The sequence below is a fragment of the Paraburkholderia sp. BR10937 genome (assembly GCF_040965695.1).
Classification (GTDB): Bacteria; Pseudomonadota; Gammaproteobacteria; order Burkholderiales; family Burkholderiaceae; genus Paraburkholderia.
In genome coordinates this window covers 68,477-87,133 of sequence record NZ_JBFRCL010000017.1, presented here as the reverse complement: position 1 = coordinate 87,133, position 18,657 = coordinate 68,477, and the positions used below count along the sequence as shown (strand labels likewise).

Sequence of the window (18,657 nt, the reverse complement as noted above, 5' to 3'; positions counted from 1 at the left end):
GCCCCTTAACCGCCGCGCGCCGGCGGCTCCGTAATGAATGACACTTTCGCGATTCCCGCCCGCTCGCACGAAGTGATCACGCGCCCGATGGCTTCATAGCGCGTCGCCTGATCGCCGCGGATATGCACTTCTGGCTGCGGCGTCTGGACGGATGCTGTCTTCAGACGTGCCAGCAGCGTCGGCGCATCGACGTGTTGCTCGTACCAGAAGAAGTCACCATCGCGATTCACCGCGATTTCGATGCTCTTCGGCTGCGTCTGCAGCGGCGTGACCGTCTGCTTCGGCAGCTGGAGCTGCACCGTATGCGTCACTACCGGAATCGTGATCAGAAAGATGATCAGCAACACCAGCATCACATCGACGAGCGGCGTCGTGTTGATTGCCGAGATGACCTCGTCGTCGCCCTCGCCTCCCACGCTCATGGCCATGGCGTGCTCCTCAGTCGGCCATGACGGCCGCGCGCGGCGCGCTGCGCGCGGCCCGCTTGCCGCCAGCCAGCAGCACCGTATGCAGTTGCGCGCCGAAGCCGCGGACACGCTCCATCACCGCCTTGTTGCGTCGCACGAGGAAGTTGTAGCCGAGCACCGCCGGCACAGCCACGCCCAGCCCGATTGCGGTCATGATGAGCGCCTCACCGACCGGGCCCGCGACCTTGTCGATCGAAGCCTGACCTGCAATGCCGATGGCGGTCAGCGCGTGATAGATGCCCCACACCGTCCCGAACAGGCCGACGAACGGCGCGGTAGAACCCACGGTGCCGAGGAACGCCAAGCCGTCCTGCAGGCGGTTCGACACGTTGGTGATCGCGCGCTCGACCGAAACGTCGATCCACGTGTTGCGGTCGACGGCTTCGAGCAGCGCTTCGTCGTGATGCTCGCCGGCCTCGATTGCGGTCTCCGCGATGAACCGGAACGGCGACGACTCCTCGAGCTGCTTTGCGCCTTCTGCGAGCGACGGTGCGCTCCAGAGCTGCTCGTCGGCGCTCTTCGCGCGACGATTGGCGCGGAACTGCTCGAAGAACTTGGTGATCATGATGTACCAGCTGCCCATCGACATCACCACGAGCAGCAACAGCACGAAGCGCGCGACGAAGTCGCCGTTCTTCCAGAGCGCGCCGAGACCGTACGGGTTCGTTACCGTCTCCGAGGTGGCCGGTGCGGGGGGCGGCGCCGGCTGGTCCGCGCTCGCGGCCGGTGCCGGCGCGGCGACCGCCGCAGTGGCGGGCGCCGACGCGACGGCCATGGGGGCGCTAGCCTGCGCGTTGGCAAGCTGGGGGGCGACAAAGGTATCGACCGTGGCGACGGCGATCAACATGCTTGCCGCGAGTGCGGCGTAGGAACGCTTTTTCATGCCTGCTCCAAATCATCCGTTGAACAACTAAAAATCCGGGTATTGACTCGCCACCCGATGACTGCAGTCCGCGCGTCAGTTGAGACTGAACGAGAACGGAACCTGAACGCGTACCGGCTGGCCCTGCGAAATACAGTCGAACTTCTTGACCGCGTTGAATGCAGCGGCATCCAGGCTGTCGTCGTTGGCCGACTGCGCCACTCGCTCGTTCGCAACGTGACCTTGCGGATCCACCACGAATTCAATGAGCACGTCGCCGGTCACGCCGTTGTCCTGTGCCTCCTTCGGATAGCGGATCGACGAACGGATCTCATCCGAGTTGGGACACACGACGCCCACTTCGTGGCTCACCGGCTTCTGCGCGGGTGCGGGCGGCGCAGGCGGTGCGGGCGGCGCGGTGACAGGCGCGCTGACCACGGGCGCGGCCGTATGCGCGATCGCTTGCTGCGGCGGCGCCTGCACCGGCACTTCGGGAGGCGGCACGAAAGGCGGCGGCGGCGGCGCGAATTTCGGCGGCGGCAGTTGTACGGTAGGCAGCGGGGGCGGCGGCGGCGGTGCGACGGGCTGGATGATCTTCGTTTCGATCGGACGCTGGATGATCTGCACGACCTTGTTGGCAAGACCATTGACCAACGCGTAGATGAGCACGATGTGCAAAACGATTACTGCGCCAATTCCGCCGTAGCGGCGCACAGGATTCTGCTGCGTACGCCCGAATTCGCGCGGGCGGCCCGGACCGCCCGACCGCGCGCCTTGAACTGACGCTCCCACTTGCACTTTCATCACCACCTTCGCTCCCTCGGCGCAGTACGCCCAATCCTGCCGCAGAAAACCCTCGTCACGCCATGATCACAAGTCGCGCGTGACAGAAACCAACTTGATGCGAAATTACATTCGCACTACGAATTAGAAAAGGTAGCCCATGCGCCAATTTCCTGGCCGCTCATGAGCCCGCAATGCTTCTTTGCTTATCGATAATCGATAGTTGTACTAACCCAATACATTTCGCTTCGGCACCAACGCGGCCGACTATCCGTCATTTGCCTTCCGCCTGAACGCCATCAGGGGTCTCGGACCGCCAGATCTATGTGTCAGTTTTGTTGAAGCGGATCGAAGATAGCAAAAAAAAATGCCGGTGAGAAAACTTTTTTTGATGGAGCAATATCATGTTTAGGTATTTGCTCTCTAATTGCGAATTCCGGCACCAATGTGGTTCAAGCGCTTTCTGTCGATCATCGTAACGGTGCAAATATTCATTAATTACAAAATCATTATTTAATGATTTCACGTTTACAGCGTTAATTCAGGCGGCTCTGATGGCGGCACATGCGAGCGTTTCGTGAAAGTGTGCAGATGTTGTCGCTCGCAATTTCCGCTAGCGGCGTCCACGGGAGCGGACGAGATCGGGGGGAGTCGACCGCGAAAAATCTATCTGGAGCGGCAAGGAACGGAAGAAAGGGGCACTGTCGGCGCTGTGCGACGACCGGTTGAAGGCGCAACGACTGTGGATTTCGGCTTATCCCTGGCGGCCCTGCAACAGCTCGTTGCACAAGATCAGATCCGCGCTTATGACGTGCTCCGCCGAACATGTAGGCATTGCGGCAGGTAACGGCGGATCAAGGATTGGCGTATCCGGACTTTCGCGACCGGCCTCGGCAAAGTAAGGGTGAAAGTGCCGAGAGTGATTTCCTGCTTGTGCACACCCGAGCCGTTGGACGACAACGATGACTCCACCGACCTACGATTCTCTGAATGTTCCGTGGAGCCACTTCCGCCGGCGCACCGGACGCCCGAAGTCACGTATCTGTGCGCCAAACACGGAGCATCCGTCTCTTATCGCGAAGCGGCCCGTCACGTCGCGTGAGTACCACTGCAAGAAGTGCGCATATTCGAAGTAATCGCTGGTCGCGTCGAACGCGATGGAAAATCGCACGACGATTTGTGTCTGCCATGCGGCGTTGTTCCGTTAATCGGGCATAGAGACAACATGGCCCCTGTGTTTTCGATCTCAGGCGATACGGACGGACTTCAACCTGCGCGGCGCGGTACGAACCGGCGAGAGCCAGCGCGAGCTGACGACGCAATTCAACATCGAAGGCGATCCGTTGATCTGGGACGATTTCGCCTACGCCACGCGTGAAGACCTGATTCCTCACGTCGTAGAAAAGACCGGCGGTACGGCGTTGGGCCTGAAGACCGACACGTACAAGGACATCGAATTCAACATTTCTCTGACCCCGCTGGTCCAGGGCAAGGATAACCAGATCGTCAATCGCCTACGCGCTTCAGCCACAGCGTAATTGGCCAAGCCGGCGGCGGCACCGCAACGCGGCCGCCGGTCAGTGTAGTGATTTATCCGCTGCTGCCCGCGAGACGCGTGCTAGCTGATGAACCGACGGGCGAAAGTCGGCCGTAGATGGCGTGGGATCGGGCGCTGCTGAAGCGCTCGCCTGCCGCCAGGCGTTTGGCGACTACGGAAGCGACATCCCGCCTGACGAGGCACTCATTGACGGTGCGAATGACCAGGTCGGATGTAAGGGAATGCTCATCGGAACCACGCGCCGTTTCGCATGACCGCCCGTGTTGAGGTCTGTCTCGGCCTCCCGCGGGCGTTTTTTAGGCTACACAGATAGCCTCGGCACATTTGTTTTTTTTGTCTTTTTTGGCCGGCGAAGCTCCAGCTATCCAGCTACCTTGGGACAAAGGAGACAGAGGGTGATGGCCATCCTTATCGACCCATATGCAACAACGATCAGAAAGATCAGGTGCAACGGCGACTACGAGCAAATATCCCGACTCATAGAATGCACGCTGTTCGATGCCGTGCTGCTACCCAACGGGGACGCGATCTACGTCGACAGCGAAAGGCTCCTCACGCCCATTGCGGAGCGGCGTTTCTGGGCCATTCGGAAGTTCTACCCGGGAGAGCTCTTTCCGGGTAAGGGCCTCCTGCTGGGCTCGGACAGTATTGGCAATTCCATCGCACCGCAGATGCCGATCGAGAAGATCAAGGTGCTCGTCACGTTCCTCCGAGAGGCGCCCTTGCAGGAGACGCCGCCTGACAGATCGCTCGCCACGCGCATAATCGGCGTTGCGCGCAAGCGGGCAAAGCTGTCCAGATGAGTGCTGGTGGGAACGTGTCGCGCCCGCTACGGAAGAGAAGGTCACCGGCGAGGCCTGTCACGGCTCGCACAAGGGTCTCGCTCACGGCGAACTGAAATAATATGGATTATTGTGTGAGCGGCGGAAGTTTTCGCCAGAAATGAAGACACTATGGCGATATTAGGATAACTTTAATTATCATGATGTGTTTATTTTTTCGTCAAACTTTACTATATAAAAACACACTGCAACCCGTTATCGGTCCCCTCCCCTACCGAACCAGTCAGCCTCCCGTAGCTCTCAACGCAGAGCAACTATAGTTGCGGATATTCCGTCGATAAACAAATGCATTCGCGCAAAGGCGACTACCCCTGAATCATCTTTCCAGGGCCGTGATGTAGCGGCTGAATGGCGGCGAATACGTGCGCCCCCTTCTGTAGAGCCGTCAGGATATCCAGGGTCTGGGAAAACAGGACGAGGCCAGCAACACACACGAACGTCGCACGCGAGCGGCCAGTCGATGCAATCTGCTCTGGACACACAAACACAGTTTCGCGGGCATCCCCCGCAGTCACCGTGTCCTGAAGGATCCGCAACTGATGGATGATCCTGGCCAGAAATATGAGCCCCTCGCTCTCATGCTGAAGAGTCGTTGACAAGCGTGCGAGGTCGTCAATAGATCCGGGCTCCCGGTACCGGCAGGGAAGCGCTTGAGGTTGCGGGACAGTTCCAGCCGGACATGGTCTTCCTCGACCTCCGTCTGCACCACATGTCGGGCCTGGATGTCGCGACGCAGCTCTCGGCCCGGCCGAAATCCGGCCGCCCGGTTCTCGTGGCCCTCACAGGCTACGGCCAGCCAGAGGACAGAGAGCGAACGCGCGAGGCAGGCTTCGATCACCATTTTGTCAAGCCCGTGCCGGCGGAGGACATCCTGAGCCCCGTCGCGCGCTTCAAGGAAACGCCGGATCCGTCTTGACCGGTGCTTGCGTGCTGCCGGCCTACCTGCAGGGAACGTGTCGCACGGCGTACGCGGGAAGCGACGCGCTTGATATGTACGACGAAAATAAGCTCTACGCCGAAACACGGAAACGTTTACTTTGTTGGGCGCTACGGTCACTGCGGTTGTCCGCCAGCGTATTCTCCGCTTTCCTCGCGTGGCTCACGGCTGTCCTTGCTGATGAACATCGCGCTTGCTACAAATGGAAATGGCGAGACAGTTCCCGCGTTTCGCCCGCTCGCCTGGGGCGCCTGACCTGGCATATCGACTCAGTCAAGGGATAGCTTCGATCCGTTTGAACCTGGGTCCCGGAGATCATCATGCAGTACGAGTACGGCGGCTGGATCATTGACGCAACGCCGGAATTTTTCCCCGGAAAATACCTTGCGCATGCACGTCTGACCCGGGTGTCGCCGGATGACGGCGAGGAACCGGAGTTGCATATTGAGCGTAATATCGCCTGTTTTGAGAGTAAGGACCTGGCAGTCCAGTGTGCATACCAGTGGGCAATTGCGTGGATCGACGAACGGGAGGGCGGTGTCGCCAGCGCGCAAGAAAGGCCGCTTGATCGCGCAACGCCATCCAGAGCGCAGCAGGTCCGGTAACGAGCCGGGCGCCCGTCGATCCTCCCGCAATCTGTCGCCTGGCTAACATTCGCCTCCAGGATCAGACGGTCCCCGGATCACGTCGACCCATCCTGCCCGATGGGCCGTTTTTTTTCTGCAACCGGCGCAACACCACGATGCCAGGGTCACCGAAGGCACCGCTGCCCGTCCGCGTAGACCGCATGTCGCAGCTGCACGGCTACGGGAAAGGCGACCCGACTGCCACGACGGACATGGAACTGCGTGGGATCCACCCGGCGCCAAAACCTGAATGCAAGTCTTTATCAACTGCCCGCAAGGCATGACCCTTGCGCGGAACCAGAAGAACAGGCATTGATTCGTGGATGGTGGCCATCCTAATTTTCAGGACGCTTATGTCCGGTTTTATCCAATCGGAAATTCATCGGTCTCGCAGATGCCACGCCGCAGCGCTGGTGCGAACGCTGGCCATACTTGCGGCAAGCTGTTCGCCGTGCGCGGAGCTGTCTGCTCAGCCAACTCCAACTGACAATGCCACCAGCTTGCGCGCCACCTACGAGAGCCTGAAACCACAACTCGACCATGCCGCGTTTCATCGCAGGCTGTATCTGGATTCCCGCGAGTCCCCCTCCACAGTCACAGGCGAAATCTACGCTGTGATGGACTACCCATTCGGGACCGTCAGCGATGTCCTCAATGACCCGATACAGAGCCCGAAGAACTGGTGCGATGTGTTGATCCTGCATCCCAATGTCAAGTACTGTCACGCCTCTGCCAGCAGCAGTGGCGACACGCTGACCGTATATGTCAGCCAGGAGGAAGTCGCTGCAGAACTCGCAGCCACCTACCGCCTGCAATTCGATTACGAACCGGCGACCACCAGCCCGGGATACTTCCAGCTAAAACTTCACTCCGATAGCGGGCCGCTGAACACCCGCGATTATCAGATCGTTCTGGAAGCAGCGTCGCTCGGGAGCGGTCGCACGTTCCTGCACCTGACGTATGCGTACAGCTACGGGGTAATCGGGCGTCTTGCCATGAAAGGCTATCTCGCAACTTTCGGTCGCGGCAAGGTCGGCTTTACCAACCTCGCCGATTCCTCCGCGGCAGAGCCGAAATTCGTCGACGGAGTGCGCGGTCTGGTGGAGCGCAATACCATGCGCTACTACCTGGCCATCGATGCCTATCTCGGTGAACCGTCGAGCCTACCGGACAATCGCGTCGACCAGCGTCTGAGCAACTGGTTCAGCGCCAGCGAGCAATACCCGCGGCAACTGCACGAAATTGACCGGCAGCAGTACATGGAGATGAAACAGGAGGAATGCCGGCGCCAACAGGCGCAACCGTAGGGGCTTGCCGCGCGCTGCCGCGGCGCCGCTATTTTCTGCCTGCATCCCTTGCATGTCGATCAGGAGGATCGATGGATCGCCGCTGTTTCCTCAAGTCATCGGCCTTTTTCACGATTGCTGCAGTCGGCACGGGCGGCGCTCCACCGCAGGTCAGGCCAGCCAGCGCAGCACCGAGAGGTCGCTACCGGTTTCCACAGGGCCTCGCCAGCGGTGATCCGCGCGAGCGCTCCGTCGTGTTCTGGACGCGGTGCGTGGCGGTGCCTGACGACGCAAGCAATCGCGCGGGAGGCGATGCGAGCACGATCCCGCTACGACTCGAGGTATCCACTCGACCGGACTTCCCGGCCCTCGTCGCTAGCGTACCGCTCAGTGCGCTGGCTACCTATGATTTCACCGTTCGCGCTAAGGTGACGGGGCTCTCACCGAAGACCCCGTACTACTACCGGTTCGTCGCAGGCGACGACAGCAGTGCCACGGGAGTCGCGCGCACGGCTCCGGATCCAGACGAAGCCAACGCCCGGGTTCGCTTCGCGTGGCTCAACTGTCAGGACTGGAGCGTCAACCACTGGGAGGCCATGAGCCTGCTGGTAGCCGAAAGCGATCTCGATTTCGTGGTGCATGTGGGCGACTACATCTATGAAACGATTGGCGGGGCGAGGCACGACGCTGTCGAAACGAGGCACCTGGCGTTACGATTTCCGGATGGAATGTCGCTTCCCGGCGGACGCGTTTGTGCCAATACGCTCGAAGACTACAGGACGCTCTATCGCACCTATCGTACGGACCCGCGCTTGCAGATGCTGCATCAGCGCCTGCCGATGATCGCAATATGGGACGACCATGAATTTTCCGACGACTGCTGGCAGGATCATGAGGTCTACACCAATGCGGAAAGGCAGGAGACGCAGCGCCGGCGCGACGCCAGCCGTGCGTGGGCGGAGTACATGCCCGTGGACTGGAGCGACGTACGCTTCGAACCGGAAAATCCGTCGTACAACAACATTCGCATCTACCGCGATTTTCGCTTCGGCATGCTGATGCATCTTGTGATGTCGGACGAGCGACTGTATCGCGACGACCATGTGGTGAGCGAGGCGGCCGTCGCCCGCGCGCACGGCCACGACCCGGTGCATGGCAACGACGCAGTCGGCTCGCGCTACTTCGTCAAGCAGGACGTGCTGCAGCGCTTCGAGGCCCGGGATGCCGCGCAGACTGGCCGCGCCCCGTCGATGCTCGGCCCGCAGCAAACACTATGGTGGAAGGCCACGATGAAGGGCTCGCCCGCCACCTGGAAGGTTTGGGGCAACGAGGTGATGCTGAACCGCCTCTGGGCGGTGATGCCAGGTGCGCCAATGACCCCTGCAGCACGCCTCGTGGTCGATTGCGACGCCTGGGACGGCTATCCGGCTCACAAGCACGATCTGCTCTCGTACCTGAAGGAATGGGCAATCCATAACGTCATCGCGATCACCGGAGACCTGCATGCGTTTCAGTGCGGCATCGTGCGGGACGATCCGGACCCCGCTATGGGTACCCCGGTGATCGTCGATTTCGTCTGCGCCGGTATCAGCAGCACATCCTTCTACGCCGACCTGAAAGCCGCATGGCGCGGCACGCCTCTCGCGTCGCTCACGGCCACCCCGGCGAGACTCGACGCCTTCCTGATGACAAACAACCCCGATCTGCGCCACGCCGACCACGACGCGCACGGCTACGCGTCAGCGACCGTCACGCCAGAGAGCTTTTCCGTTGTGTTCAACAAGGTGAAGCCGTTGAACCTGGACGGCACCACGCCGGCAGATGCCCTGCTCGACCGCACGCGGTTGACCGTGCAGAGGGATTCGGTCGACGTGCGTGTTGAGCGCTTCTAGCATCCATCGCTCGAGATCGTTGTGAAGGACGCCCGTGAAACGCAGCTACAGCGAGCTGGTTTCCGCCAGACACTCGCCGTCGCCGGGTCGCACCGCTTCAGCGCCCCGACGCAACGACGGTTCGCGTGGGCCTATTCATTCGGATAGTTATGCGCCGACGCGGCACAGGCTAGAGTAATCATAGAGGGTATCCCGGTATCCCTCGGTCTCCAAAGGAATTGTGCCCGCCCAGTGCGGGCATTTTTTTGATTCATGGCGGATTATCACGAAGCACGGCAAAGACGGCCCGAGTCGGACCAGTTCGAGTCGTTCTCGAACAATGCGGCGCAGGCATCGCAATGTCTCCATGGACGCGTAGTCATCGAGTTCGGACGCACCGTACCTGGCAGAATGCGGTCCTCTGGCCCCAAAGCTGCTCTGGCAACATTCCACACATATTCTGCGCAACCTGAATGTATACCCCCGTACCCTATCCATGGTAATATAGCCCCCTACCGTATTCAGGGGGCTAGCCGTGAGCCATACGATTCGCGAAAAACAGAAGCTACTCAACCGGGTTCGCCGCATCAAGGGACAGGTTGAAGCCATCGAGCGTGCACTTGAAGAAGAGCGCGGCTGCATGGACGTGCTCCAGCTCATCACCAGCAGCCGTGGCGCGATGAACGGGTTGCTTGCTGTGGTACTCGAGGATCACATCCGGACGCATCTCGTCGACGCGGAGCCGGACGACGAGCACGGCAGCGGCACCGAGCAGCTGATTGAAGTAGTCCACAGCTACTTCAAGTAAGAGGGAACCATGAGTCAATTCGAAAATGCTGCTTTCGGAGCGGGGCACGACCACATCTTTCTGGGCGCGGCCCATGAAGACAACGAGCGCAGGACGTGGATGGTCATCGCACTGTGCAGTGCGATGATGGTGGCTGAAATTGTTGGCGGAAGCCTTTTCGGCTCGCTGGCGCTCGTCGCCGATGGTCTGCACATGTCGACACACGCCGGCGCGATGCTGATCGCCGCTTTGGCATACACCTACGCGCGCAGACACGCGAGCGACAGCCGCTTCGTGTTTGGCACCGGCAAGCTGGGCGACCTGGCCGGCTTTACCAGCGCCATCGTGCTCGCCATGATTGCGCTGCTGATCGGGTACGAGGCCGTTTCGCGCTTTCTCTCTCCCGTGCCTATCCACTTCGGCCAGGCGATCCCCATCGCGGTTCTCGGCCTGCTGGTGAATCTCGCCAGCGTCTGGCTGCTCAGCGGCAGCCATCACGGCCACAGTCATGGACATGGCCACAGTCATGGTCACGGGCATGAACATGAAGACGAACACGGTCATGAGGAGGAGGCGCATCGCCTCCTCGGTAGCGCGGGCGTATTCGCTGTGTCTGTCTTCGAAGATGGTGTGCCGCCCGTTTTCCGCATTACGCCTGAAACGGCTTCTTCGAGGCTGACCACTGACGCGGTATCAATCACGACGGTTCGCCCCGACGGTTCCCGCCAGACCTTCACGTTTGCAGACCGTGGGAGCTATCTGGAGTCGAAAGAAGACATTCCCGAGCCACATGCATTCAAGGCCATTGTCAGCTTGCCCGATGGAGAACACTCAATCGAGTTCGAAGAACACGATCACAGTCACGACGAAGCGCATGCAGCGGCGAATCGCGATCACAACATTCGCTCGGCCTACATTCACGTCATCGCAGACGCGGCCGTTTCCGTGCTCGCGATCATCGGCCTCCTGCTGGCCCGTGCGTTCGGCTGGGTCTGGATGGACCCGCTTGCGGGCATCATCGGCGCCCTCGTCATTGCAAACTGGTCGTGGGGCCTGATGCGCGATACCGGACGCATCCTGCTCGACATGAACCCGGACCGGCGCATCGCCGAAAACGTCCGCCATGTCATCGAGGACAACGGGGACACCGTGCTTGACCTCCATGTCTGGCGCGTCGGCCCCGGGCACATGAGCGCGATCCTGTCGGTAGCCACCCGGGAGGCACAACGCAGCCCAGGCTACTACCACGAGGCACTCAGGCGTTTCAAGGATCTGTCGCATCTGACAGTCGAAGTGAATCCGCCCCGTACCGCGGGCCGTCAAGTCTCCTTGTATTGATCTGTGCGCGTTTGACGGCAAAACGGGGTTCTGCACGGGCTGTTATCGAACGCGGGGAGAAGCCCGCGACTGGAAAAAGATGACCGACCACCGGCGCCATCAGATCCTCAATGAAAGGCCACGACGGCAGGAAAAGCTGGGACGTGGAGCGACACAGGCGTCGAAGCACGACTGAACGGGCTCACACGCTATCGCGGCGCCATGATTCGCAACACCGGATGCCCGTCGACGTCCTTCAGCGGAAAGTACGACCGGTGTGTCGCTGCATCGACATCGACAACGTGCGCATTGGGTCCCACGTGCCCGTCGCCAATCTTCGACAGGCGTGACGCGTTCACGCTGAACATCGAGACGACGCCTGCCTCGCCGGCCACATAGACTGTGCGTAATGGTGGGTCGAACGCCAGGACATCCGGGGCGTCACCGACATCGAACGCCGAGACAACCTTCATCGAACGCATGTCGAGCACCAGCAGGCGATCGTTGCCCTCGCAGGCAATCAATGCGAGGCGAGATTCCGGGACGATGAGCAGCCCGTGATTGCCTTTCGCGCCCGGCAAATCGGTACGGGAAACGATCGCGTTGGTGCCTGGGTCGATTTCAACAAGCTGGCGTCGCGTCTGCACATTGACGAAGATGTGCCGCGACACCGGATCAAACTGCGAATTGCCAACTTCCCCGTCGAGCGGAATTGTTGCAACACGGCGGTTACCCGGAACATCGATCACGGTCTCCGTTTCCCCGGTCTCATCTGAAATATAGAGTCTGCGGATGTCAGGCGCATATGCCATGCCGTCGGGATAGACGCCGCCGGGTGTCCTGGCAATGACCATCAGGGTGCGCTCGTCGATTGCGACAATCTCGTTTGTGCCGGTCGCCGATGCATACACACGGGACAGTTCGGGCACTACGAGCACGCCATGCACAGACGAGATGCCGGGTATGCGCGCGACAACACGGAACACGAGTGTATCGAACACCACAATTTCACTGTCCCCGAGATGCGCGATGAACAGCAGATGCGTGCGAGGATCATAGCTTTCGTAGTCGAATCGTGACGCTCGCCCAGGCAGTGGAACGTCCTCGACGTGCTTCAGTGGCAGATTGCCGGTTGCTGCGTCATCCGCTCCATGTGCGACGCAACCAGCAACGCTACCGGCCACAGTCACGATTGCGAAAAGCATGCCGAAGAGCTGCGCAACGAAGCGACGGGATGCGCTGGCGCGATTCACGACGACTCTCTATCTAGCCTGATATGACGGAAAGCGGCGAGCACCGAGAGATCGTAGGCGATCTTGAGCACGCCGCACGCTATCAGTGGCGCGCCGAGCCATCCGGCTCCCAGCAGCCCTCCAGCGATCGTCGGCGCGACCGCCGCCGCGAGACTACGCGGTACCGCCGTAAAGCTCGCAGCGGCCGGTCGTTCGGATGGTGTCACCACCGCCATTACATAGGCGCTCCGGGTCGGCACATCGAGCTGCGACAGTGCGCTGCGCACAAGCAACAAGCCCAGGGTCAGTGGTAGCGTCGGCGCGAAGGCGGCAGCGATCAGGCTCACACTCGACGGAATGTGTGTGAACACCATCGTGTTGAGCAGGCCGATCCTTCGCGCGATCGGTGCGGCGGCCAGTTGTGAGCCTGCGCTGAGCAGCCCCGACCAGAAAAAGAACTGCCCTGCTGACGCGAGCGAAAGGCCAAAGCGCTGGATCAGCCACAGCGTGAGCAGCGAGTTCACGAGCAAACCTCCCGCAAACGCATCGACACTGAACAGTAGCGCGAGCCGCGTGACGATCGCGCGCGACGGGCCGAGCGGCGCCCGGGCAGTTGCCGCGTGCGCCTTACGCCTTGGCAGCCGGAGATACAGCAGGAAGACGACGAAGCCCGTGATTGCATAGACGATGAACATCGCGCGTATGACGACGAGTGCGGAAAGGTCGGAATGGGCTACAGCCCAGTCCGGTAATCCGGCGAGCAGCGCGCCTAGTGCAGCCGAGAGCCCACCCACGAGGCTGTAACGGGCGAAGAGCGCGGTTCGGACGTCGCCGTTGGCGGATTCGGCGAGACATGTGTGCTCAAGCGGCAGAAACAGGCTGACGTCACCCGAACTCGGGTTGAGCGTGCCGACAAACGCCACCACGAGCAGCGGCCAGAGTGACGACAGGAATCCAAATGCCAGGCCGGTTGCCGCCATCAGCGCGGCAGCGAAGAGCAGCAGCGCGCGCTGCGGGTAACGGCCACCCATCAAGCCGACAGCGATCGTCGCGACGGCAGAGCCCAGCAGTGTGGCGGTGCCGATCAGGCCAACCGTGAGCTTCCCGAAACCCAACGACAGCAGATACGCTGGCAGCAGTACGGCAATGAAGCCGTCGCAGATCCCGCGCAGGCTCCGTGCAACGAGCAGCAGCCTCGCGCTCCGGTCCACGCCCGCTGGAGGAAGCAGGATTGAGCGTGGCGCCCTGGCAGCAGTCATTTCAGTACCCGGGTATCCGCATCGACGTCGCGCCTGGCGCGTGCATCACGCCGTCGCGCGTGACGGCATCGCGGCTTGAAGTCTCATTGCAGCACTATCCCAATTGATGATGCTGAAAAGCTGGTTGACGTAGTCACTGATAGGCCAGTTCCCTGGTATGAATATGGGACAGCATCATTGCTGCACCGACTGCGACGGTATCGTGCAGAAAGGTACGTCGCGATTTCATAGGCATTCCTCGCGGTAATCCCGCACGCGGGTTACCAGGCGTGCAGATGGAGAACCGGATAGAGCACGAGGCCGATCAGGGCGGCTGCGACGACGATCACGGGCTCTGGAAGTTTCCTGAAGCGCCACAGCAGCAGCACGGTTGCAAGTGCGATCAGCGCGGTTGGCCAGTCGATGACCGAACGCCTGGCTATGACGACGACCGAACCCGAAATCGCCCCGACGGCAGCAGCGGTAATGCCATCGACAAACGCCTTCACGGCAGGCAGCCGCCCGTACTTCTTGAAGTACGGTGCGGGCAACACAGTGAACAGGTAGCACGGCAGAAACGTGCCGAGCGCGGCGACGCAGGCACCGGCCAGCCCTGCAACCAGATAGCCGATAAAACCGACTGTGATGACGACCGGCCCCGGCGTGATCATCGCAACGGCCACCGTATCGACGAACTGTTTGTCGTTGAGCCAGTGGTGCTCGGTCACGACGCCGCCGTAGAGAAACGGCACGATCGCCAGGCCCGAGCCGAACACGAACGCACCGGCCTTCGTGAAGAAAAGACCAATCTGGCCGAGCAACGGGAGATCCAGTCCGCTGAAGATGTCAGCAAGTGCGGGCGCCTGTGTCACGGCTAATGCGTTGACGCCGCCTTTACCCAGCCATCGAGGCGGAGAACGGCGCAGCCAGTTGACGATACCGCCCGCGATGAAGAGCCACGCGATTTCGGATTCTGTGACGACTGTTACCGCCGCAAGGGTCAGATAGATGATCCAGAGCAGCCGGTCCGCGCCGAGCGTCTTTGTCGTCAGCCTGTACGCGCTCATGGCAATGATGCCGACGACTGTCGCACCGACACCGTAGAAGACCGCCTGCATCCACGACAGTCCGCCGAAATGCAAATAGGCCCAGCCCAATGCGACGACCATCAGGAACGAGGGCAGCACGAATGCAAGTCCTGCGACCGTGGCGCCCAGAAGGCGGTAGTGCACGAAGCCGAGATAGATGCCAAGTTGCGCGGCAAGCGGGCCGGGCATCATCTGCGCCAGTGCCAGCCCTTCACGGTAGTCCGCTTCGGCAATCCAGCCTCGCTGCTCGACCAGATCGCGACGCATGTAGCCGACGAGCGCAACCGGTCCGCCAAAGCCCACAGTGCCAAGCTTCAGCATGTAAAGTGCCATTTGGCCAAGCGTGTAACTGGGCACGTGCGCGGTGGTCGTGCTCATTGGCGTTTTTCCGTCTCGCTGAATCTTTCGCTGGCCACGAAATGCGTGTACATCGAGTCGAGCACCGGGCTCATCGCGGCGAGCAGTTGGTCGTCGTCAGCCGCACGCTCGCGTGTCCCGGCCATGACCGCTTCAAACCCGATGGCTTCTGGCACGCTCGCACCACCTACGTCGAGCGCGTGGACCATTGCGCCCAGCCGCACTAGCGCCGGGTCCCTGTCCAGGCCGAAGCTCGCCAGCAGCACTTCGAACGTGACGCGGTCTCCAACATGGGTAAAGGCTGCACCATCGAAATCGAAGCCGAGCGCGTTGGCTGGGCAGGCGTCTGGCGACGGCAACCAGACAAAGCGCGCGTCGCGGTCGATAAAACGGCGGATCAGCCATGCGGTCGCCACCCGGTCGACCCACATGCGCCTGCGAGTCGCCCAGGTCCGCCCCTGATAATCCTCGACGGCTAGCGAACGGATTGCGCGGTCTGCTGCGTGTGGCTCGCCAGGCGAGAGCACCGTATCGACGTGCGCCACAAAATCCTGCCAGGCCGCCTCGGCACGCGTGGCCGCCTCACCTGGGAAGAAGTCGATGGCGACGATGGTCTCGTAGTCCTTGCGCAGGCGCCGCATCCCCTTTGTTAATTCGGCGGCGGACTGGCCCGAAACCGCTTTTCGGGCGTCGGCGAGTGTCCGGATGAGACCCTCGTACTCGTCGGTACGATCAAACAGCGCGCGAAATTCCGTGTCCTGCGACGCGTCCAGACTGGGCGCGCGCAACAGATGGGCCGTACCGCCGCTTTCGCTAATCGCGACCGAAAGTTCGCGCAGCACGCCCTCACGCTCTTCCGTGTAAGGCAGCAGGTAGATGCCGTCGCGCAGAACGGCGCAGCCCCGCGCCTTGAGTGCCCGCCAGAAGCGCATGCGCGCCGTCGCATTCTCGGTGGGCAGCGTCAGTACAAGGACCGACCAGGCCGATAATGATTTCATGTAGATTATGCTACTTCCTTGTAGCGGAATCTACAAGTTTACTTTTCTTCGATCAGAGCCCCGTCGAACGACGAGCGGCGTGACCGGACAGCGCGCTCTTGCGCGCGATTCCTGTCCAGCGCCGAAAGCCGTCAAGATGCATGGTGGAACGATCGACTGTTGTCCTCGAAGAAGCGTAGCTCTCCGCTTCACGCCCTGAGTCACTCAGTCAAGCTTTTGGAGGGGGAACCGTGAGGTTTGCAAGAAGGGGCGAGCCTCGCTTCCTCAGTGCGTTCAGGTAGATGCTCTCATCGTATCGCGTCCGCTCTGCCCATGCGTCAATGCCGATACCTTGTTTGCCCTTGATGCTCGGGCGGCGACTTCTCGTCCAGTCGCCGCCGCTTGCGCTCACGGCAATGTGATCTTGCGGGTGAATTCGGACGTCACGTTTGGACTCGTGGCGACGCCGAACAAGGGGTAAATAGTCTTGGCTCCGCTCGCGCTCAGGCCCATGTAGTCGCCGAGGAAATGGCCGCCACCCGCCAAGGGAGCATTAAGGATGTTGAACGAAGAATCGGTCAGCTTCCGTTCGTTACCCCAGTTCGCAGAGTTCGTGCACGAAGTAGCGGTCGAACAGACCACCGCGAAATAATCGGTGCCCTCGAACCCGGCAGGCGTGTTCGTGTCATTTCGAAAATCGTAGTAGGTCACCACAATCGTGCTGCCGTCGCCAGACGGCACTACCGCCGGAATGAAGGCCTGTTGACGACAGGGGTTCGTCGCGTTTGGCGGCGTCTTGTTGACCATCACCGGTTGTGACCAGGTCGCCCCGCCGTCATCCGACTCGCTGAATGCGATTCCGTCGATCGGGATCGACCCAGTGGGCGTAGTGCACTTCCCGGACGAAAAGCGGTCGTCCTGCCAGGCGAGATAGATTGCGCCCGAGACCGGGTTCACAGCGGCACTGTAGAGAATGGCGGCATCGCGTATCGGCTGCGCGCTGTCGGGGGCGACCACGCCGACGGACTGAATATCGTTGGCGAACGTCGGCCCCGACCAGCTCCCACCTTTATCCGAGGACTTGATATAACCGATGCTCAGGCCCGACGGCGTAACGTTGATCGCACTGAAGAAATCGAGCAGGGTCCCATCAGGTAACACGCGCACCATGTTATCGATTGTCTGTGCGTTCGTCCCCGGCTGGTAGATCGGTGCTGCTGCGCTCCATGTCACGCCATTGTCGGTGGACCGCGAGAAGAAACTCGGGCCGGTAAAGTTAAACTTGAAGACGGGGGCGCCACCTGCTGCAGCGTTACGCAACTGGCGGGCAATCGCGACACCATCGTTTTGCGCGAGCAGACGGGCACCTTCCTTCGTTGGTGGGAAGACGCTCAACTGATCCCAGACTGCGTAGACGTATTTGTTCGCGGTCGGATCCGCAGTGAGCGAGTTCTTGTCGTTGAGCACATGCGGCGAGTTGGTGCGGATCAGAGTAACGGGTGTCTGCCACGTCGCGCCGTGGTCACTGGAGCGGCTGACCAGCATCCCACTATTTCGGGCTCCGAATGGAGTCGTCGGCTGCGCAGGGTCCAGTACCAGAGAGAAGAAAAATGCCGTTCCGTCTTGCGCGAAATCTACCCAGGGATCGGAAGCGCGCCGAAATTTTCCTCCGGTGCAGGCGGTTACGCCGGATGGCACTGAATTGGACCAGGTGCTGCCTGCATCAGTGGAGACGACGCCTACCAGCCCGCGTGAACCGCCGTCGTCCCAGCGGTCCTGCTGGTGGCCGGCGAGAAGGCGGGAAGGATCGGTTGGATCAACCGCAACCCAGGGCTCGATCGAGGTGGCGGGATACAGGACGCTGCCGAATGCCGACTCCTGCGCGTGCACCTGGTCGGCAGTGCAACCACTAAACGGGTCGCCCGCGGCGACCTGGACAAGCGCCCCCAGCGTTTGCGCGTGCACGCCTGGTCCGACCGAGCACGCGAGCGCAATGACGCCACCGCCTGTCATGGTCTGAAAAGCAAACCGGGATAAGCGTCTGATATTGATTTTCATTCTGAGCCTCGCGAAAAAGGGAAAACGCCCGTGCACTGCCGGCTGTCCATCACCGGCGCCATGACTTCCGCACCTTGATCTTCCGATACATGTGAAAACGACTTGCCCTACCGCAAAACCAACGCTTGTTACCGTCCTCTGCGACACATGGCGATGCATCTACGGAAACACACTAGGTCGCGATAGCCGCATTTGTGTGAAAAATTCATTACGGATGCCAGTTCACCACGTGGCGCCCCCGTGTCTGTTGGCGTGGTATGAGGATTGCAGAACAACGGTCAAGCATGTATGCGCTTGCAGAAGCGTGGCGCCAGACTTCCATCAGCGGGCTGGACGGCATGAGCTGACCCAGTTATCGCGCTTCTCTCGCA

The 18,657-nt window shown here is 60.9% G+C and carries 16 protein-coding genes and 1 pseudogene; 9 read left to right on the top strand and 8 right to left on the bottom strand.

Going from position 1 to position 18,657, the window contains the following annotated elements:
• Positions 1-5: 5 nt before the first annotated feature.
• From AB4Y44_RS16325 to AB4Y44_RS16315, 3 genes are all read right to left on the bottom strand, one after another.
• Positions 6-428: a biopolymer transporter ExbD gene (locus AB4Y44_RS16325; RefSeq protein WP_028214230.1), complete on the bottom strand. Its 423-nt coding sequence runs from the start codon at positions 426-428 to the stop codon at positions 6-8.
• Between the two features lie 10 nt (positions 429-438).
• Complete coding sequence (locus AB4Y44_RS16320) at positions 439-1,350, bottom strand: MotA/TolQ/ExbB proton channel family protein (RefSeq protein ID WP_342920082.1); 912 nt, start codon at positions 1,348-1,350, stop codon at positions 439-441.
• A 75-nt stretch (positions 1,351-1,425) separates the two neighbouring features.
• Positions 1,426-2,133, bottom strand: coding sequence for an energy transducer TonB (locus tag AB4Y44_RS16315; protein ID WP_368700190.1), 708 nt, complete (start codon positions 2,131-2,133; stop codon positions 1,426-1,428).
• A 1,283-nt stretch (positions 2,134-3,416) separates the two neighbouring features.
• On the opposite strand from AB4Y44_RS16315, the pseudogene AB4Y44_RS16310 reads away from it, so the two are divergent.
• From AB4Y44_RS16310 to AB4Y44_RS16270, 9 genes and pseudogenes are all read left to right on the top strand, one after another.
• Positions 3,417-3,650 (top strand): annotated as a pseudogene (locus AB4Y44_RS16310) (catechol 1,2-dioxygenase); the annotation flags it as partial.
• Positions 3,651-4,068: 418 nt separating this feature from the next.
• Positions 4,069-4,473: a hypothetical protein gene (locus AB4Y44_RS16305; RefSeq protein ID WP_368700189.1), complete on the top strand. Its 405-nt coding sequence runs from the start codon at positions 4,069-4,071 to the stop codon at positions 4,471-4,473.
• A gap of 658 nt (positions 4,474-5,131) precedes the next feature.
• A complete protein-coding gene (locus AB4Y44_RS16300; protein ID WP_368700238.1) occupies positions 5,132-5,428 on the top strand; it encodes a response regulator in 297 nt (98 codons plus the stop codon).
• A 341-nt stretch (positions 5,429-5,769) separates the two neighbouring features.
• Complete coding sequence (locus AB4Y44_RS16295; RefSeq protein WP_342920079.1) at positions 5,770-6,054, top strand: hypothetical protein; 285 nt, start codon at positions 5,770-5,772, stop codon at positions 6,052-6,054.
• Between the two features lie 374 nt (positions 6,055-6,428).
• Positions 6,429-7,382 (top strand): hypothetical protein, encoded by a 954-nt coding sequence (locus AB4Y44_RS16290; RefSeq protein WP_368700188.1) that lies wholly within the window; start codon positions 6,429-6,431, stop codon positions 7,380-7,382.
• Between the two features lie 71 nt (positions 7,383-7,453).
• Complete coding sequence (locus AB4Y44_RS16285; RefSeq protein ID WP_368700187.1) at positions 7,454-9,253, top strand: alkaline phosphatase; 1,800 nt, start codon at positions 7,454-7,456, stop codon at positions 9,251-9,253.
• A gap of 514 nt (positions 9,254-9,767) precedes the next feature.
• Positions 9,768-10,040 carry a metal/formaldehyde-sensitive transcriptional repressor gene (locus tag AB4Y44_RS16280; protein WP_028206235.1) on the top strand — a complete coding sequence of 91 codons (273 nt, stop codon included), beginning with the start codon at positions 9,768-9,770 and terminating at the stop codon, positions 10,038-10,040.
• Between the two features lie 9 nt (positions 10,041-10,049).
• Entirely contained in the window at positions 10,050-11,357 is a 1,308-nt protein-coding gene (gene dmeF, locus AB4Y44_RS16275; protein WP_368700186.1) for a CDF family Co(II)/Ni(II) efflux transporter DmeF, read from the top strand.
• Positions 11,317-11,532 carry a DUF1289 domain-containing protein gene (locus tag AB4Y44_RS16270; RefSeq protein WP_368700237.1) on the top strand — a complete coding sequence of 72 codons (216 nt, stop codon included), beginning with the start codon at positions 11,317-11,319 and terminating at the stop codon, positions 11,530-11,532. Before dmeF ends, AB4Y44_RS16270 begins: the two co-directional genes overlap by 41 nt.
• Positions 11,533-11,545: 13 nt before the next feature.
• Here AB4Y44_RS16270 and AB4Y44_RS16265 read toward each other — a convergent pair whose 3' ends face one another.
• The 5 genes from AB4Y44_RS16265 to AB4Y44_RS16245 all read right to left on the bottom strand — a co-directional run bounded on the left by AB4Y44_RS16265 (position 11,546) and on the right by AB4Y44_RS16245 (position 18,286).
• Positions 11,546-12,541, bottom strand: coding sequence for a YncE family protein (locus tag AB4Y44_RS16265; RefSeq protein WP_368700236.1), 996 nt, complete (start codon positions 12,539-12,541; stop codon positions 11,546-11,548).
• 44 nt (positions 12,542-12,585) lie between these two features.
• Positions 12,586-13,827: an MFS transporter gene (locus tag AB4Y44_RS16260; protein ID WP_368700185.1), complete on the bottom strand. Its 1,242-nt coding sequence runs from the start codon at positions 13,825-13,827 to the stop codon at positions 12,586-12,588.
• A 260-nt stretch (positions 13,828-14,087) separates the two neighbouring features.
• Entirely contained in the window at positions 14,088-15,272 is a 1,185-nt protein-coding gene (locus tag AB4Y44_RS16255) for a chromate transporter (RefSeq protein WP_368700184.1), read from the bottom strand.
• Positions 15,269-16,249, bottom strand: coding sequence for a chromate resistance protein ChrB domain-containing protein (locus AB4Y44_RS16250; RefSeq protein ID WP_342920072.1), 981 nt, complete (start codon positions 16,247-16,249; stop codon positions 15,269-15,271). Before AB4Y44_RS16250 ends, AB4Y44_RS16255 begins: the two co-directional genes overlap by 4 nt.
• Before the next feature lie 387 nt (positions 16,250-16,636).
• On the bottom strand, positions 16,637-18,286 hold the full coding sequence (locus tag AB4Y44_RS16245; protein WP_368700183.1) for a sialidase family protein: 1,650 nt from the start codon (positions 18,284-18,286) through the stop codon (positions 16,637-16,639).
• Positions 18,287-18,657: the final 371 nt, after the last annotated feature.

Coding starts and splice junctions, on each gene's coding strand:
- AB4Y44_RS16245 (WP_368700183.1), bottom strand. CDS start 18,286: ATGAAAATCAATATCAGACGCTTATCCCGGTTTGCTTTTCAGACCATG.
- AB4Y44_RS16260 (WP_368700185.1), bottom strand. CDS start 13,827: ATGACTGCTGCCAGGGCGCCACGCTCAATCCTGCTTCCTCCAGCGGGC.
- AB4Y44_RS16255 (WP_368700184.1), bottom strand. CDS start 15,272: ATGAGCACGACCACCGCGCACGTGCCCAGTTACACGCTTGGCCAAATG.
- AB4Y44_RS16295 (WP_342920079.1), top strand. CDS start 5,770: ATGCAGTACGAGTACGGCGGCTGGATCATTGACGCAACGCCGGAATTT.
- AB4Y44_RS16315 (WP_368700190.1), bottom strand. CDS start 2,133: ATGAAAGTGCAAGTGGGAGCGTCAGTTCAAGGCGCGCGGTCGGGCGGT.
- AB4Y44_RS16320 (WP_342920082.1), bottom strand. CDS start 1,350: ATGAAAAAGCGTTCCTACGCCGCACTCGCGGCAAGCATGTTGATCGCC.
- AB4Y44_RS16305 (WP_368700189.1), top strand. CDS start 4,069: ATGGCCATCCTTATCGACCCATATGCAACAACGATCAGAAAGATCAGG.
- AB4Y44_RS16285 (WP_368700187.1), top strand. CDS start 7,454: ATGGATCGCCGCTGTTTCCTCAAGTCATCGGCCTTTTTCACGATTGCT.
- AB4Y44_RS16265 (WP_368700236.1), bottom strand. CDS start 12,541: ATGCTTTTCGCAATCGTGACTGTGGCCGGTAGCGTTGCTGGTTGCGTC.
- dmeF (WP_368700186.1), top strand. CDS start 10,050: ATGAGTCAATTCGAAAATGCTGCTTTCGGAGCGGGGCACGACCACATC.
- AB4Y44_RS16325 (WP_028214230.1), bottom strand. CDS start 428: ATGGCCATGAGCGTGGGAGGCGAGGGCGACGACGAGGTCATCTCGGCA.
- AB4Y44_RS16250 (WP_342920072.1), bottom strand. CDS start 16,249: ATGAAATCATTATCGGCCTGGTCGGTCCTTGTACTGACGCTGCCCACC.
- AB4Y44_RS16290 (WP_368700188.1), top strand. CDS start 6,429: ATGTCCGGTTTTATCCAATCGGAAATTCATCGGTCTCGCAGATGCCAC.